General features: G+C 52.6%; 10 protein-coding genes, 2 rRNA genes and 2 pseudogenes. 4 read left to right on the plus strand and 10 right to left on the minus strand.

The annotated features are described in order from the left end of the window. Positions 1-18: 18 nt before the first annotated feature. Positions 19-846 (plus strand): SMP-30/gluconolactonase/LRE family protein, encoded by an 828-nt coding sequence (locus KRAC_RS03110; protein WP_007904427.1) that lies wholly within the window; start codon positions 19-21, stop codon positions 844-846. Between the two features lie 93 nt (positions 847-939). Here the strand turns inward: KRAC_RS03110 and KRAC_RS03115 are convergent, their stop codons facing one another. Further along, positions 940-1,164, minus strand: coding sequence for a hypothetical protein (locus tag KRAC_RS03115; RefSeq protein WP_157506284.1), 225 nt, complete (start codon positions 1,162-1,164; stop codon positions 940-942). An 856-nt stretch (positions 1,165-2,020) separates the two neighbouring features. Here KRAC_RS03115 and KRAC_RS03120 point away from each other — a divergent pair. After that, positions 2,021-2,767 (plus strand): metallophosphoesterase family protein, encoded by a 747-nt coding sequence (locus tag KRAC_RS03120; protein ID WP_007904434.1) that lies wholly within the window; start codon positions 2,021-2,023, stop codon positions 2,765-2,767. 179 nt (positions 2,768-2,946) lie between these two features. Here KRAC_RS03120 and KRAC_RS65215 read toward each other — a convergent pair. The 4 genes and pseudogenes from KRAC_RS65215 to KRAC_RS03140 form a co-directional block, all read right to left on the minus strand. Further along, positions 2,947-3,087, minus strand: a pseudogene (locus KRAC_RS65215) (IS6 family transposase); the annotation flags it as partial. A 299-nt stretch (positions 3,088-3,386) separates the two neighbouring features. Further along, positions 3,387-4,517 (minus strand): Kelch repeat-containing protein, encoded by a 1,131-nt coding sequence (locus KRAC_RS03130; protein WP_040441840.1) that lies wholly within the window; start codon positions 4,515-4,517, stop codon positions 3,387-3,389. Between the two features lie 83 nt (positions 4,518-4,600). Continuing rightward, positions 4,601-5,551 (minus strand): cysteine peptidase family C39 domain-containing protein, encoded by a 951-nt coding sequence (locus KRAC_RS03135; protein WP_007904437.1) that lies wholly within the window; start codon positions 5,549-5,551, stop codon positions 4,601-4,603. 997 nt (positions 5,552-6,548) lie between these two features. Continuing rightward, entirely contained in the window at positions 6,549-7,835 is a 1,287-nt protein-coding gene (locus KRAC_RS03140) for an MFS transporter (RefSeq protein WP_007904439.1), read from the minus strand. A gap of 525 nt (positions 7,836-8,360) precedes the next feature. Here KRAC_RS03140 and KRAC_RS03145 point away from each other — a divergent pair. Then, positions 8,361-8,915, plus strand: coding sequence for a hypothetical protein (locus tag KRAC_RS03145; protein WP_157506286.1), 555 nt, complete (start codon positions 8,361-8,363; stop codon positions 8,913-8,915). A gap of 112 nt (positions 8,916-9,027) precedes the next feature. Here the strand turns inward: KRAC_RS03145 and KRAC_RS03150 are convergent. Together KRAC_RS03150 and KRAC_RS03155 are read right to left on the minus strand one after the other, a co-directional pair. Continuing rightward, positions 9,028-9,539 (minus strand): annotated as a pseudogene (locus KRAC_RS03150) (DDE-type integrase/transposase/recombinase). A 33-nt stretch (positions 9,540-9,572) separates the two neighbouring features. Next, complete coding sequence (locus tag KRAC_RS03155) at positions 9,573-9,857, minus strand: hypothetical protein (protein ID WP_040441842.1); 285 nt, start codon at positions 9,855-9,857, stop codon at positions 9,573-9,575. Here KRAC_RS03155 and KRAC_RS03160 point away from each other — a divergent pair. Further along, positions 9,848-10,432 carry an HdeD family acid-resistance protein gene (locus KRAC_RS03160; protein ID WP_007904447.1) on the plus strand — a complete coding sequence of 195 codons (585 nt, stop codon included), beginning with the start codon at positions 9,848-9,850 and terminating at the stop codon, positions 10,430-10,432. The two genes, KRAC_RS03155 and KRAC_RS03160, sit on opposite strands and share 10 nt — an antisense overlap. A 115-nt stretch (positions 10,433-10,547) precedes the next feature. Here the strand turns inward: KRAC_RS03160 and KRAC_RS70665 are convergent, their stop codons facing one another. The 3 genes from KRAC_RS70665 to KRAC_RS03175 form a co-directional block, all read right to left on the minus strand. Then, positions 10,548-10,769 (minus strand): mycoredoxin, encoded by a 222-nt coding sequence (locus KRAC_RS70665; RefSeq protein WP_040442734.1) that lies wholly within the window; start codon positions 10,767-10,769, stop codon positions 10,548-10,550. Between the two features lie 454 nt (positions 10,770-11,223). Then, positions 11,224-14,198, minus strand: a 23S ribosomal RNA gene (locus tag KRAC_RS03170). 297 nt (positions 14,199-14,495) lie between these two features. Continuing rightward, positions 14,496-15,973 (minus strand): 16S ribosomal RNA (locus KRAC_RS03175). Together the 16S and 23S rRNA genes form the textbook arrangement of a ribosomal RNA operon. Positions 15,974-16,347: the final 374 nt, after the last annotated feature.

Below are 16,347 nucleotides of genomic sequence, written 5' to 3' on the forward strand. Positions count from 1 at the left end.
ATAGAAGTAATTTTCAGAATGCATGAACTGCAAATCTTGTTGACTGGTCTCGCATTCGGTGAGTCGCCGCGTTGGCACGAGGACCGTCTGTGGTTCTCTAACTGGGGCACCCAGGAGGTCGTTGCCGTCGATCTGGAGGGCAAGAGCGAAGTCATGGTCCGCGTGCCGACCACGATTCCCTTTTGCATCGACTGGCTGCCCGATGGACGTCTGCTCGTCGTTTCAGGGCGCGAGGGACTTCTCCTGCGCAGGGAGCCCGACGGGGAGCTAGTGACCCATGCCATTCTTTCCGATCTTGCTGGCATCTGGAACGAGATCGTCGTGGATGGTCGCGACAATATCTACATCAACGGCGGCGGCTTTGATGCTCCCGGAATCATCGCGCTGGTCACCCCCGATGGGTCGGTGCGCCAAGTGGCTGACAACATCGCTTTCCCGAATGGGATGGCCGTGACACCCGATAACTTGACGCTGATCGTCGCTGAGTCCCATGGAAACCTTCTCACAGCCTTCGACATTGATGGCGACGGCAGCCTGTCGAATCGGCGAGTCTGGGCCGCGCTCGAAGGAGCAGCCCCTGACGGCATCTGTCTCGACGCTGAAGGTGCCGTTTGGTACGGCGATGTCCCGAACAAGTGTTGTGTGCGGGTTAGAGAAGGTAGTGGGGTCTTGCAGACGATCCATCTTGACCGTGGCTGCTTCGCATGCATGCTCGGAGGGGGAAATAAGCAAACGCTGTTCCTGATGGCAGCCGAGTGGCGTGGTTTTGAGCACATGGCTGACGGGGCACGAACGGGTCAGATCCTCACCACCCACGCATCTGCACCGGGCGTCGGTTGGCCATAGCCGAAGGGCAGCATGGCTTTCTCCCGAGCATGAGAAAGGGCAGGAGCCATGTGAGGCATCCTCCTGCCCTTCCAGTTCAAAACGATTGGGGCTTCAATCAGGCTTGACCAGACCAACTGTCTCCGTCAAGACAGAAAGTGGTTTCCGTTTTCCTGAGTGAAGCTCGCGCGGCGTTGGCCCCGCTGGTGTCGGCTCATCGGCCAGTCGGGACAGCAATAACTGATTGAGCGCCATCCCCTGCTCGACCAATTTGCGTTCCTCCTCACCGAGGGCAACCAGTTCAAGCATCCTGGTCAGGTTTCCGTTGGCTTCTAGCACAAGAGGCACTTTTTCCGCCTCAGTTTGGCTTCCGAAGGATAGTGATGCCTGTCTGTCTTGAACAATCATGGTAGACGGTGCAGACAGTGTAAATTTCCTCTGAAAACCTGGCACGAGAGACAAAAATCTCTCCCTCAGATCTGAACCTTCCGTATCAATTGTTCAGATGATGTAAGAGTGCTTAGGCAGGGGTTGTCTTGGCTTAAGGCTGCAAGATGACCGTATTACCTAGGCGTTCCAATGGGCGAACGAGCCGTTGTTGAATCTTCTGTTTATTTGCGATGGGAAAGGAGTCAGTTCCTCTCTTACAGCTCACCTCCATTGTGGGGACACGACTTCCAGAGATGTTCCTCCTGAAAACTGATTCGACGCTTGCTCTGAAAGATCACCAACAGGGCGTCTTTCCACATGAGATTTTCCTCTACGTGCTTCCCTGATGGGAGCAACAATGAGTGGTTCTTCCAGACACCCGAAGACAGCTTCGTCTTCAAGCTTGACTGCCTTATTATTTCCATCGTTTTTAGTATTGGGATCTTTCCTCCGTAGTGTACCAACTTCGTCCATCGAATTCTTTTTCATTCTGAATGGTGCACCTACGGTGCATGACGCTTCGTCTGGAACTCCTGGATAGCAAGAGCTTTTTGTCGTCTCATCCTCAGTTCCATGCCGGGTGGTGCGGCTGCGACGCATGGTTTCTTTGGAATTACGTGGCTCTGCCCAGGAATTGCGCAACGAGGTAGTAGCAAGATAGTGACAGCTTGCTGGCCAGCCGTTCCTCAACGTGAGCATAGTTGCAGAGAAGCAGCGATGTGGTACACTTTTCTGAAAACACTCTGCTTTGAGAAAAGAGAAAACCATGAGCGAAACGAAGACTTTTCAAACTTCTCTGGCGGTCATTGCCGATATCCATGGGAATCGTTGGGCCCTGGAGGCGGTCTTGCAGGATATCGATCGCCGAGGCATCCAACAGATCGTGAATCTGGGAGATCACCTGACAGGCCCGCTTGATCCCGCGGGTACCGCCGACCTGCTCATAGCCCGCAAGATGGTGAATGTTTGTGGCAACGACGATCGCGAACTTTTTCTGCCGCAGGAAAAACGCTCGCTCTCCCAAAACTACACCTGCACCCAGCTCACCCCGGCTCATTTTGCCTGGCTGCGCTCCTTGCCGGACACAACCGTTATCGCCGATGAGCTCTTTGTCTGCCACGGCGACCTCTTCGATGCGCCTTATCTACTTGAAGAGGTAACTCATTCCGGTGTCTTCTTGAGAAACACCTTGGTCATCGCGACCAGCGTCGCCGAGATTACCCAACCAGTCATCCTCAGTGGACATAGCCACATCCCTCGTACGGTTTCCCTATCGCAAGGAAAGCTCCTTATTAACCCTGGCAGCGTTGGGATGCCAGCCTACTCTATGGAGACATATGTTATGGAATCCGGCAGCCCTCACGCTCGTTATGCGCTTTTGCACCAGAAACAGCACGGGTGGCAGGTGGAGCATATACAGGTGCCGTACGCATGGGAACAGGCAGCGCAGATCGCACGTGGCAATCAGCGCGCTGATTGGGCACAGTGGCTGACCACAGGCCGAGCGCGGTAATCCTCAGCGATAGACATCTCCCTCCTCGTTGGTTTCACACGCCCACGCCTTCCAGACCGAGGAAGGCCGCAAAAGCGCTTGGGACGCCAAACTGGAGAGTACGAGAGTACGTCTGCATTAATGAGAACTGCTCCTGCAATTGCGTCAAGTGGTCACACAGCTGCCGTATTTCCACCTCATGAGTCGAAATGTCCAAAGCCATGCATGGGATAGTATCGCTGTTTTATTCCACGATGATTTTGCTCCAAACGATTATTGAGATATTTACTGATTCTATGGAACACATGGTCGCCCAGCGTTTCACGTATTGCTCGTGGGTAAAGAGAAACAAGTTGATCATATGCGATCGTTCATAGTATTTTGAATGGTGCTGTGCCCACAAAGGAGGGAACATCCTGGCAAGTTAACTATAATGAGCGAGTTAGGCACCCGCACATGGAACAATCAACGTTTTTGTTCGGTTCGTATTTCTTCTGCGAGAGAGGAGATACACGTCCTTCTTCTCTTCGGATACTCTTCCAAAGTGGGTCAACGTCATTTTACGGGCTGGTTCGATAAGAAGGTCAATGCGGAGGCGATTATGCCTCCGCATTGATCTAAGCTCTAGAGCTCTCAAAACTTACACTGTAGGGGATTGCCATGTTTTGCCGTTCCACCGCCATAAGCTATCATTGAATGTACTCATAGTGATGGAAGTGGCAAAGGCATAGACGGTTTTCTGCGCCGCACTATAGAACAGGTACATCTTTTGTTCTGGAAGATGTTGTACTGACTGTTGAGTCCAGGTTCTTCCATTCCAGGCCCAGGAAACCTGGATTTTCTGTTTGTCAGAATTTTCACCTCCCGCCAGCGTCAGGATCACCTGCTGGGAAGCCTCATCCAGGACCATAGCGGTGGAAGAGGAGTAGGCTCCATATAAGATCCCATCGTTGGTGAAACGCACCTCGGGAGAGGTGGCGGGATGCTGTTGGGTCCACGTCGTGCCATCCCAGGTCCACGTATCGGTCAAAAGGGGAATGGGTGCGCCCATGTCATCTCCCCCGAAAAGCACCACCGTGCGCATGGCAGCATCATAGGCCATGCTTGCATTCAAGCGGGCTGAAGGAGAAGTAGCGGGATGCTGCTGAGTCCAGGTCTGCCCATCCCAGGTCCACGTATCGTTCAAGGGAGATTTCGTGTCCGTTCCATACCCCCCAAAGAGGACAAGCTGCCCAATCGCTGCATCATACACCAGAGTGGCATCCCTGCGTGGCGGTGGAGCAATGCTAGGATGCATCTGGGTCCAGGTGCTGCCATCCCAGGTCCACGTATCGTTCGTAGCTGAACCGAAGATGGGAGAGCCGCCGAAGAGCACGACGAGACCCGTGGCATCATCATAGGCCATACTGGCCCCAAGAATGGGTCCTGGCGAGGTCGCGGGATGCTGTTGCGTCCAGGCATGCCCATCCCAGGTCCACGTATCCTGTAAATAGCCATTGAAGCTCTTGCCACCCAAGAGCACAAGTGTCTTGTGCTGCCTGTCATAGGCAAATTGCGGCACAGCTCTTGAGCCTGGCCCAGTTTTATCGTCGATAAAAGTCGGGACGATGTGCGCATCAGGATGCGGCGTTGCGGTTGCATGGGGTGTCGCTTTGCCCTGTGAAACCGCTGCAGAATGATCTCCACAGGCTGTCAAAAGAAGGACGAGGCCGAGAATGCAGAGGCCTGCCGTGAGTTGCAGCCAGGTAGACGACCGCATGCCTTTGCCCATAAGATAAATCTCTTCTTTCACCAAAAACCTTTGTCTCATGTGTTGCTGCCTTCAAGAATCAGAGCAAGCATAAGATGTCACTATTACCAGACAATGCCACCATTGCCATTGTCATAGACCATCCCGTTCCAGAGTTGATCAATAGTAATGGTGTAAACTCCTGTACCCTGTGTATTGCAAGACTTCTGCCCGCAGGTCTCGGAATAGGTCATGGTGTTATTGGTGAAATCGTACCCGAGGATGGTGATAAAATGGCTTGTTCCAGGCGCGTTGATCCAATCCGGCAGGACGTTGTCATTGACAGAAACAATGAGTGGCTTCTTGCTTAAGGCAATATCTTGCTGCACGTCATTCTTAAAGCTCGCTTTGGTCAAACTATCTACGCCAAGCACTGCATAGAAATAGCTGGAATAGTTAGAGCTATGGCCCGACGCTTCCCAGTTTAAAACGTCCCTGACATCATCGAAGGTAGCGTAAGCGTTTGGATAGCTCTGGTAGCTCATCTCACCAGCTGAAGTAAAAGCTGAGGGATAGCTCTGCGTCGCAATATACTGGACATAGGAAGTGTAATGCGTATCATTCCAAGCCGTCGTGGTGTAAGGATCACTATAAGTGTGAGTCCCCCTCTTGAGATTGACGCCCCAGTACCCAAGCGTAGCTGTTGAGGCTCCTGGTCCACACTCATTCCAAAAATATTTATCGGTATAGCCGTGTCCAGCCGAATCGGTACCGGTATAAGGAGGCTCACTGACATATTGTGCCGGAGAATAGCTCAGGTGAGCCTGTGAAGCCAGTACAATATGTGGTTTCCATTGATTTTTTTGTTGCAAGAAGGTTGGATTCTGCTTCTGGTGACCCTTTCCTCCAGCCAACAATTGACCAGGTTGTATACCTTGACCAGAGCCAGTCAAGGCAGATGTAAGCTCGCTTGCATGGGCGATAGGAACGTGAAGGGAACACATCAGCAGTAAAACCAGGATAAACAGCGCCTGTTTACCGCGTCGAACAAAGGAAAAAAGGGAGTGGCTTTTCACAAATAATCCTCTCTCTCTCTCTCATAAATTAATGCATGCAAATGCATTAAAGTAAAAAAATACAATCGTTCAGGTTCTTCTCTCCATTGACCCTCTCTGGTAACTTCCCAAGAAGACCATCTCAACATCCCTGCTTTAGTAGTTTTCCCTTTTCATAAATTGGATGTTGGATGTATTGCTAAGTATAACTAAGATAATCCTTATTGTCGAGATAGAATGAAACAAATAAAAACACAAATACATTTCTTGAAACGAAAAAGTCATAAAAAATCACTTCCCTTATTTTGACAAATAAAGCAATAGAAGAAAAAGAAGCGGGCGCCTCATCATATTAATGATTATAGAGGAAATTGAGTACAGCGATACGCTATGCCGAGAATCTCGACTGGCTGGTATCAACCACGAACCTGATGGTCTTGCCCACTAGCCCTTATGGGTGATAGCTTACGTGGCACAGTACAATATTACGAAATAAAACTGCTGAGTATGAAATAAAACAAGCGACCTCCTGACTCTTTTTCAGCAAGAGCCAAGAGGTCTTGGCTACATATCCGACCAATAGCGAGGCAACACGAGATCTCTAAGCATAGGCGCAACCTCATGATCGTAAACGAGATGATCTAGCCTACATTTGGTCGTTTCATGAATGGGAGTGTCATCGCGATCAGCACATTCAAGCGTTTTCTCTCGAAATAGCTCCTGATGTATGGTTTACTATCCGCTGAGCTAACTCAAGCGATAGATTTCTTGTCCATTTTCTATATCCCACCAACGAACTGTTCGTTTCCGATCGCCTATAGAGATGAGCATCCGACCACTTGGGCTAAACGTAAGACGAGCGAAACGACCCGTGTGTGCTGGAAATTGCCGTATCTTCGTCCTTGTTACAACATCCCAGATGGTAATACCGTGGAGATCTCCTGATGCAAGCGGCTTTCCGTTGCGATGTTGCCATCGATCAGTCAGATGATCAGGTTTCCTCGCCATGCCACTAGACTCATCGTGAGCCAGGACTCGCTCGGTCAGCGCTCGACAGAGCCACCATCATTCCAGTGAACGCAATGAGTGCAGCTGAGATGAGGAGCGCTATCGAAATGCCTGCGACCCCTGCTATGGCAGCGAGCGCGAACCCGCCGCAGATCTCCCCAATGGATTCGGCCTGGTCGAGAAATGAGCGCACAGTCGCCCGTACATCGCTCGTGGTGCGCCGGTTCACCCAGATCACGCTGACCGTCCGCGTCACATTGAACGCGATGCCGCTCACCAGCAGCACCCCGGCGCCGCCGATGATGGCATCAGGGGCCTCGGCCAGCACAAGCAGGCCGAGCACACCGATGAAGCAGGTGAGCGCATATATGTGCCGGGCAACGCCCACGCCGTCGATGCGCGCCTGGACGATATGCAGCGCGACGACGCCTGCCGCCGAGGAGCACAGCCCGACTGCTGTGTACCACAGAACGGGATCTGAAGGAAAGCCCAGGTTCACGATCTGCTTGGGAAACAGCCATCCGACCACGGCCGCGCCATTGACGATCATTGTCGCGACGCAGACCAGCAGAATCTCGTGGTCGCGGCACAAAAGGCTGACTCCGAGCCGGAAGGTCGAGAGCGACGCGCTCCACCGTTTCTCTTTCGTGGGAAGGAAGTTGCGTTCGGTGAACCGCGCCGCGACGAAGAGTCCGAGCAGCGCCATGCCGACGCCTGATACCACAATCGCCGTCGCTAGGCTCGTTGCCCAGCTAAGCACACCGAAGGCGATCATCCCCGTCGCTCCCCCTGCAAGCTCCCAGCGGGCAGAAGCCGTCAACACGCGGGCGATTCGGTGGGGTTGAGCAAGCTCGTCGGTGACCCACGCTACGTCGGCACCGGTCAGGAAGGCCCATCCTACTCCCCACAAGACTTGCGTTACCAGGATCAAGGGAAATGCCGTTACCACGCCAGTCATCGCCATGCCAGCAGCCAGGAACAGATGGCCGATCACGAGCGGCCACTTGCGTCCGAGCGCGTCGGCCCAGACGCCGGTAGGGATGTCCGTCAGTACCAAGGTGGCGGACATCACCGTGCCGAGGAAGACGATCTGGGAGGCGGAAAGATGCGCATCGACTACGAAATAGAGGCCGGAGGCAAGCACATAGCCTCGATGGAACACCGCACGCAGATACGTCCACTGCACGAACGTTGTCGCAACATCACACCCATCAACCGGACGGAGGCGTCGCAGATCACCTGTCTCCCGCAGGGCGTTGGCCAAGCGTCGAAGGACACGTCTCAACTGAATGTCCATAGATCTCTTTTCTTCTCCTCACGGAAGCGTTTCAAGTGTAAATTGACATGAAAAAGCACAGATCTGAGTGCGCGTCCATGGTCCTGTAGGTCTGAGAAAAGGCGCTGCATAACCTGTTCTAGAACACACACATAGAAGGGTGAGAGGGATCGGTCATTGTGAACACGAAGAGCAGACCGGAGAGGAATGAGGAGAAGCAAGGGAGGTCCTACAAAGCCGTAGCGTTTATGCTAACGGCTTTTCATTGGCCAGACCATCTTTCCCTGCCGAAGTCCCGCACTCCTGAAGGTCGCGCATCGTAAAAAAAAGATCCAGAGAGATTGCATCAAATGCACCACCTCCTTTTCTGAGAATTTCAGCTATGAAAGCAAAAAAGTTTAGCATACACGAGCGGTAGATAAAGCGTTCTCACGGTCAATCATCCTGCGATGAAGAACGCAATTTACAACTTTCACAGGAAGTATATCAGATGGAGAGCGCTTTTCCCAGGAACATTTCTACCAGTCCTACGGGATGCGCAATGACATGCAATATCAAGATGATCAGATGGAGGAACCGACAATGATCTCAACTTCACGAGATCACCGATACACTCCGTCACAACACTCAAATATGATGAGCGTGCTCAAGCATGGGTTTCTAGCTGGGGCTATCCTGGCAGGAATTGTCATTGTTACCACAACCATTTTTACCACTCCAGTTGTGAGTAATGCGCTCTTCAGCACGTTTGCCAGCTCGTATCTTTTCGGTTTACTGTATCAAGGAAACATCGTGATCAGTCTGATCGTTACTGCTCTTTGTACTCCAGTCTACTTCTTTACTGGTTACTTCACCCGGAAATATTCAGCGTTTGCTTGCTTGATTGCTCTGGCCTGTTTTCTCTTTGTCGATGGCTGTTCCTATCTTGTGATCTTTTCCGGCTCAGTCTCACGATACACCTCATTCAAATATACACTTGTTATTTATATTTTTGCCTTTCTTGTCGATCTTTTTCTGGCATTGATCGTCGGATTTGGGGTTACAGGGATAGGGGCTGCTTTTAGACAAAATCAACAGGGAAAGGCATTTCCGAAATACTAACGTCTTGACCCTACCTTTTCAGGTGAGGAAACGCCCATTGCTCTTTTGCTGGTTGTGTTGCAAGAATGATGAGGAAAACGAGATGAGCAGAGAAAGTCTCCCTTTGTTCTGTTTAGGCAACCTCTCCAAAGAGCCTGGGAACCAAAGCAACCAGACCTTTCACATTTCCTTTGTTTACCCCTTGTAGCTGCCCTTTCCGCATCATGTTCATTATCTCGAATCCTTGCAGTGTTCGCCAGGCCGTCTCGAACGAGAAGAAACCCATTCCAGGCTTCACCAACCGTTTGATGAAGCAATGGTCTTGCTCAATCAGATTATTGAGATACTTGACCTGCCGTAATGCGCAGTGTTGAGGAAGGTACCTTTCTGCTTTCAACGCAGCAAAGGCTTTGGGGTAGGCAGCGTTTTTGTCCACGTTGATGATGCGTGGTTCACTGCAATGAGAGGCGGCGAGCGTTTTCAGCAAGAAGCGCTTGGCGGCTTCCCCATCTCTAGTCGAACTCAGTCAGCCATCATTTCTTCCAAGTCCCGGTAGCTCAAAGCATAGCGGAGGTACCGTCGTACGCACAGGAGAATAATGTCGGATTGGAAGTGACGCCATTTGAATGGATGCTGATCTGTCATAAAGAGGCCCTCTTTTGCTCTTTTCTCTCAAATTTAGTAGATCTGCTTACTTCTTGCAACATAACCCCCAAACTCCTGCAGCAGGAGTTTGGTGCAGGCGAGCCTGACACCAAATGGCTCACGAATAAAGGACTCCTCGATCCAGAACTTCGCCCGATATTCCTTGAGGTGGCTGGTTTGTGGTTCAAAGAAACGGGTCACACAGGAGAAGAATTCCGCCCATCGTGCTTCAGCGCTTCGCGTGCTCCATTCCAGGGCTTTTTCCGCCACCTTATACTGGAGGGAGAAACGGAAATGAGGAGGTAAACATGCGTTCACGTTTTTCATCCATAATGGAAACAACAGCATCAAGCAATAGTGCCTGGTGGTTTGTCATGATCGCAGGGATTGCAGCGATTGTTGTGGGATTGTTGCTTCTTATCTCGCCAGGAACGACGCTTCTTGTGCTCGTACAACTCTTAGGAGTCTATTGGTTGGTAACTGGTGTTCTTGCTTTTGCCAACCTCTGCATTGATAGGACGCTGTGGGGGTGGAAGCTTGTCTCTGGTGTTTTAGGCGTTGTTGCAGGTCTGCTCGTCTTACGGAATCCATTATTGAGCGCGATATTAGTGCCAAAATTGCTGGTGATCTTTCTGGCAATAGATGCGTTTGTTATGGGGGTGACACAGAACATTCATGCGTTCAGAGGTGGCGGTTCCAGCCTCGCTATCCTGGGCATCATGAATGCCATCTTTGCAATCATTTTGCTGTTGAACCCACTCATTGGAGTTATTCTTCTGCCGATTCTTCTGGGTATTATTGCGGTGATTGGCGGAGGTCTTGCAGCTATTCGAGCCTTTGCTTCGCGTCCGCGACAGACACCGCTACAACCGCCCGGGGCGCAGCCTGTTTAAGGCACGCACATTTGAAGATGACGGCTCTGAACTGACCCAAACCCGATGTGAGCAAAAAGATAAAACCCCCATACACATGTGTATGAGGGTCGTCTGTGAGCCAGGGTACTTACTACTAAGCAAACTTCGCCGCTAGCTCGCGAGCACTCGGCTCAACCAGGATCGAGCCATCGGGGAAAATAATGGTTGGGACAGTACGCTTACCGCCGTTGACCTTGACCACAAATTCCGCGGCCTGCTCATCCTCTTCAATGTTTATATCCTCATAGGCGATGCTATGCGAATCAAACCAGCGTTTCGCCATACGGCAATCACCACACCAGGTAGTGCTATACATCTTAATGGTTGTATTAGAGGTTGTTGTATCCGACACTGATAGCTCCTTAGTGAGAAAGTAATTTATCGACGAGGTTTTGGGTCTCGCTTCTAAAAACAAGCCTTGGCACTGATCTATTCCCATTATAGCGCCTCGAACTCAACTATTAGCATAATGGGAATCTTCTCCTGGCGCAACCAGAACTCTTCTCGCCCGCGGCGCTCACCTCTTACCCAGAAGGGGTGTTGTTATTAATTGAGACCAAAAACACAAAGAGTGCTGACAACGCAAGGTCTCTTGTTGTCAGCACTCTTGTAGATACCTGTCCAAAGAAGTATTCCCTCAATTTTGCTGAGCCACGCTGGCCTGCTCATGCTCCCCGTGCCGCCAAGCCCTCTCGCTCGTGCTCAGGTCCGATCAAAGACCGCTCACACACACAACAGGAGACGCACACCACTCATGAAGAAACAACATGGGAAACAAGCCGTACGATCATTAGTACTGCTCCGCTCCACCTGTTACCAGGCGTCCACGCGCAGCCTATCCACCAGGTCTTCTTCCTGGGATCTTGACTCTTCGAAGAGAGTGGGAAAAGTTATCTTCGGGTCGGCTTCGCGCTTAGATGCTTTCAGCGCTTATCCCTTCTTGACGTAGCTACCCAGCTCTGGAGGAGGCCCCCCAACTGGCGCACTAGCGGTCAAGCCATCTCGGTCCTCTCGTACTGAAGATGACTCCCCTCACTTTTCCGACGCCCACGACGGATAGAGACCGAACTGTCTCGCGACGTTCTGAACCCAGCTCGCGTGCCGCTTTCATGGGCGAACAGCCCAACCCTTGGGACCTACTCCAGCCCCAGGATGCGACGAGCCGACATCGAGGTGCCAAACCTTGCCGTCGATGTGAACTCTTGGGCAAGATAAGCCTGTTATCCCCGGGGTAGCTTTTATCCGTTGAGCCACACTCCTTCCACACGGGAATGTGGGATCACTAAGCCCGACTTTCGTCCCTGCTCGGCGTGTCAGCCTCACAGTCAAGCTCCCTTGTGCCTTTACACTCTACAAAGGGTGATGTCCATCCACCCTGAGGGAACCTTTGGGCGCCTCCGTTACTCTTTGGGAGGCGACCGCCCCAGTCAAACTACCCATCTGGCCCTGTTCACGTCCCGGATCACGGTGACGTGTGAGACACAAACCATGGTGAGAGTGGTATTTCACTAGTGCCTCCCTCACCCCCACAAGGATGAGTTCTCCGGCTCCCACCTATGCTACGCACACCATACTTCGTTTCCAGGCCAAACTGTAGTAAAGCTCCACGGGGTCTTTTTGTCCTGTCGTGGGTAACCCGTATCTTCACGGGTACTTCAATTTCGCCGAGTCCTCTGTCGAGACAGCGCTCAAGTCGTTACTCCTTTCGTGCGGGTCGGAACTTACCCGACAAGGAATTTCGCTACCTTAGGACCGTTATAGTTACGGCCGCCGTTCACCGGGGCTTAGATTCGTGGCTACGCACACCACTCCTCGTAACCTTCCGGCACTGGGCAGGAGTCAGCCCCTATACTTCCGCTTTCGCGTTCGCAGAGACCTGTGTTTTTGGTAAACAGTCGCTTGAGCCGATTTCTTGCAACCTTCTCACCATGTGTGCAAGCACACACAGCTACGCAGGCACCCCTTCTTCCAAAGGTACGGGGTTAATTTGCCGAGTTCCTTAACAGAGGGTCGCTCGATCACCTGGGGAGATTTCCCCCTGCCTACCAGTGTCGGTTTGCGGTACGGGCGGAACAATTTCTGGCGAGAGGCTTTTCTTGACGGCCTGGGGACCAATGACTTCCGCACCCTCGCGGGCGCTCGGCCTCAGTGTTACGCATACTGTGTCCGGGATTTTCCTCGGTCACGCGCTTCAACAGAGGCACCGATCCTGTCCATTCGATCGGCTCACCTTCCCTACCGCGTCCCCCCATTGCTCATAACGAAACGTTCCGGTGCAGGATTCTCTGACCTGCTTTCCATCGCCTACGGCATGACGCCCTCGGCTTAGGGCCCGACTCACCCTGGGACGATTGACGTTGCCCAGGAACCCTCAGGCATTCGGTGTGTCTGGTTCTCGCAGACATTGCGCTACTCATTCCGGCATTCTCACTTCTCTTACCTCCACCAGTCCTTACGGTCTGGCTTCTCAGGCGTCGAGAACGCTCCCCTACCAATACAACGAATGAACGTTGTATTCCACGGCTTCGGTACGATGCTTAAGCCTCGATACGTTGTCGGTGCCATTGCACTCGACCAGTGAGCTATTACGCACTCTTTAAATGATGGCTGCTTCTAAGCCAACATCCTGGCTGTTTGGGCGCATTGACCCCCTTTGACACTGAGCATCGATTTGGAGACCTTAGCCGATGGTCTGGGCTGTTTCCCTTTTGACGACGAAGCTTAGCCCCCGCCGTCTCACTCACCTGGATCCTGTCCTGGCATTCGGAGTTTAAGTAGGGTTGGTAACCCGCACAGGGCCCCTAGCCTATCTAGTGCTCTACCTCCAGGATAGTCGTTTCAGGTGGCTGTACCTCAATACATTTCGGGGAGAACCAGCTATCTCCGTGTTCGATTAGCATTTCACCCCTACCCACAAGTCATCCCCCAGTTTTGCAACACTGGTGGGTTCGAGCCTCGACGGACTGTTACATCCGCTTCACTCTGCTCATGGGTAGCTCACACGGTTTCGGGTCGCATCGCCGCTACACAGTACGCCTGTTTGAGACTCGGTTGCCCTCTGGCTCCCCAGCTTTAACGCTGGTTAACCTGCAACGTGCGATGCACTCGCCGGATCATTCTACAAAAGGCACGCCATCAGCCCTTGGTGCCGCAACGGCACAGTGGCCTCTGACTGCTTGTGAGTACGTGGTTTCAGGGACTCTTTCATCCCCCTCTCGGGGTACTTTTCACCTTTCCCTCACGGTACTTGTTCGCTATCGGTCGCTGAAGTTCTTTAGCCTTGGAGGGTGGTCCCCCCAGCTTCCCACAAGATTGCACGTGTCTCGTGGTACTCAGGATTCCAACCACGCTCATGTCCTCGTCCTCTACGGGACTCTCACCCCCTCTGGTGGCACGTTCCAATGCCTTCGAGTAAGCACATGATCGCTACTGTTGGTCCTACAACCCCGCCTATTCCGAAGAATAGATGGTTTGGGCTCTTCCCGGTTCGCTCGCCACTACTACGGGAATCTCGGTTGATTTCTCTTACGCAGGCTACTGAGATGTTTCAGTTCACCCACGATCCTCCATATCGCCTATGTGTTCAGCGATAGGTCTCCAGACATCACTCTGGAGGGGTTGCCCCATTCGGAATCTCAGGGCTCATCGCTTGGATGCAGCTCCCCCTGAACGTTTCGCCGGTCTCCGCGTCCTTCATCGGTCTTCAGCGCCAAGGCATCCACCTCGTACTCTGTTTCGCTTGTTCTGCCTTGTCTGCTTCTTCTTGTTGGTCTGTTACCCTTGTTGTATGGGATCTCGGTCTTCTTTCTTCACTGTCACGAGCTGAACATGACTTCCGTCACGGTTGAACACTTGCATGCCAACGTGCTCGCTCAGCAAAATTGAAGGAATACTTCTTTGGTTGTTCAGGTACTATGCGGGTCTCGGTACTGGTCAAAACCAGCGGCCGAACCGCTGAAGAGTGGAAGCAGGGGACAACGGACAGGTCGTTCCTGTTCGACCTGAGAGTGCAGTGCTACAGTGAGCACTGATAACTCCCTAGAAAGGAGGTGATCCAGCCGCACCTTCCGGTACAGCTACCTTGTTACGACTTCACCCCAATCACCAACCCCACCCTCGACGCCTGCCTCTCCGAAGAGTTAGCCTGGCGGCTTCAGGTGTTGCCGACTTTCGTGGTGTGACGGGCGGTGTGTACAAGACCCGGGAACGTATTCACCGTAGTGTGCTGACCTACGGTTACTAGCAACTCCACCTTCATGCAGGCGAGTTTCAGCCTGCAATCTGAACTGAGACCAGGTTTTTGAGCTTGGCTCCCCCTCGCGGGTTGGCATCCCTTTGTTACTGGCCATTGTAGCGTGTGTGTCGCCCAAGTCGTAAGGGCCGTGCTGACTTGACGTCATCCCCGCCTTCCTCCCGTGAGGGCAGTTCCGCCTAGAAGTTGTAATAGGCAGTAGGGGTTGCGCTCGTTGCGGGACTTAACCCAACATCTCACGACACGAGCTGACGACAGCCATGCAGCACCTGTGCAAACGCCCCGAAGGGACAGCGCATTACCGCTGGTGCATCTGCATGTCAAGACTTGGTAAGGTTCTTCGCGTTGCATCGAATTAAACCACACGCTCCGCTGCTTGTGCGGGTCCCCGTCAATTCCTTTGAGTTTTAATCTTGCGACCGTACTCCCCAGGCGGACCACTTACTGCGTTTGCGACGGCACGGAAGGGGTCGATACCTCCCACACCTAGTGGTCATCGTTTACGGCTAGGACTACCAGGGTATCTAATCCTGTTCGCTCCCCTAGCTTTCGCACCTGAGCGTCAGATGCTTCCCAGGACACTGCCTTCGCCATTGGTGTTCCTCCGGATCTCTACGCATTTCACCACTCCACCCGGAATTCCGTGTCCCTCTGAAGCCCTCAAGTCTCGCCGTTTCCGAAGACCTTTCCCAGTTGAGCCGGGAACTGTCACTCCGGACGTACGAAACCGCCTGCGTGCGCTTTACGCCCAATAACTCCGGACAACGCTTGCCCCCTACGTATTACCGCGGCTGCTGGCACGTAGTTAGCCGGGGCTTATTCCTGAGGTACCGTCCTTACTCGTCCCTCAGAAAAGCAGTTTACACTCCGAAAAGCGTCCTCCTGCACGCGGCGTTGCTCGTTCAGGGTTGCCCCCATTGACGAAAATTCCTCACTGCTGCCCCCCGTAGGAGTCTGGGCCGTTCTCAATCCCAGTGTGGCTGACCATCCTCTCAGACCAGCTACCGATCGTGGCCTTGGTGAGCTCTTACCTCACCAACAAGCTAATCGGCCACAGGCCCATCCCAAGGCGCCCTTGCGAGCTTTGTTCCCGGAGGAACATATGCGGTATTGTCGGCGATTTCTCGCCGGTATTCCTCACCTCGGGGCAGGTACCCATGTGTTACTCACCCGTCCGCCACTCCCTCTCTTGCGAGAGGGCGTTCGACTTGCATGTGTTAGGCACGCCGCCAGCGTTTATCCTGAGCCAGGATCAAACTCGCCATTCAAGTTGTGAATGTATCTCACAGACACCAACAGGTATCTGTCATGATCATGTAGTTTGCGTCCAGGCTAGAAGCACGTTGTCGTTACTTCAAATTGCTTGTTCGCAGAATTGACAGGAACGGTGTTCTCCGTAAGCAAGACAAGCTTACTCAACGAAGTTCCGTTGTACTTCTGCATTCCACTCTTCAGTTGTTCAGGGTGCTCTGGTTCGTTCTTCTTTTGCTTGTTGAACCGCAACCCGGCAAACCCGTGGGCTTGCGCTTGTATTCTTGGTGTCGCTCCGGCGTTCGCGGTGTCCGTGCTCGCCGTTGACTGTGTCAGTATCGCATATGCTTTGCGCTTTGTCAAGTACTTTTCCGACGTCTTTTTGAGATGG

Source organism: Ktedonobacter racemifer DSM 44963 (assembly GCF_000178855.1).
In the GTDB taxonomy this organism is placed as follows: domain Bacteria; phylum Chloroflexota; class Ktedonobacteria; order Ktedonobacterales; family Ktedonobacteraceae; genus Ktedonobacter; species Ktedonobacter racemifer.

What these genes read in the sequence shown, in the direction of transcription:
- KRAC_RS03120 (WP_007904434.1), top strand. Translation starts at nt 2,021, where the DNA reads ATGAGCGAAACGAAGACTTTTCAAACTTCTCTGGCGGTCATTGCCGAT.
- KRAC_RS70665 (WP_040442734.1), bottom strand. Translation starts at nt 10,769, where the DNA reads ATGTATAGCACTACCTGGTGTGGTGATTGCCGTATGGCGAAACGCTGG.
- KRAC_RS03140 (WP_007904439.1), bottom strand. Translation starts at nt 7,835, where the DNA reads ATGGACATTCAGTTGAGACGTGTCCTTCGACGCTTGGCCAACGCCCTG.
- KRAC_RS03145 (WP_157506286.1), top strand. Translation starts at nt 8,361, where the DNA reads ATGCAATATCAAGATGATCAGATGGAGGAACCGACAATGATCTCAACT.
- KRAC_RS03160 (WP_007904447.1), top strand. Translation starts at nt 9,848, where the DNA reads ATGCGTTCACGTTTTTCATCCATAATGGAAACAACAGCATCAAGCAAT.
- KRAC_RS03130 (WP_040441840.1), bottom strand. Translation starts at nt 4,517, where the DNA reads ATGGGCAAAGGCATGCGGTCGTCTACCTGGCTGCAACTCACGGCAGGC.
- KRAC_RS03110 (WP_007904427.1), top strand. Translation starts at nt 19, where the DNA reads ATGCATGAACTGCAAATCTTGTTGACTGGTCTCGCATTCGGTGAGTCG.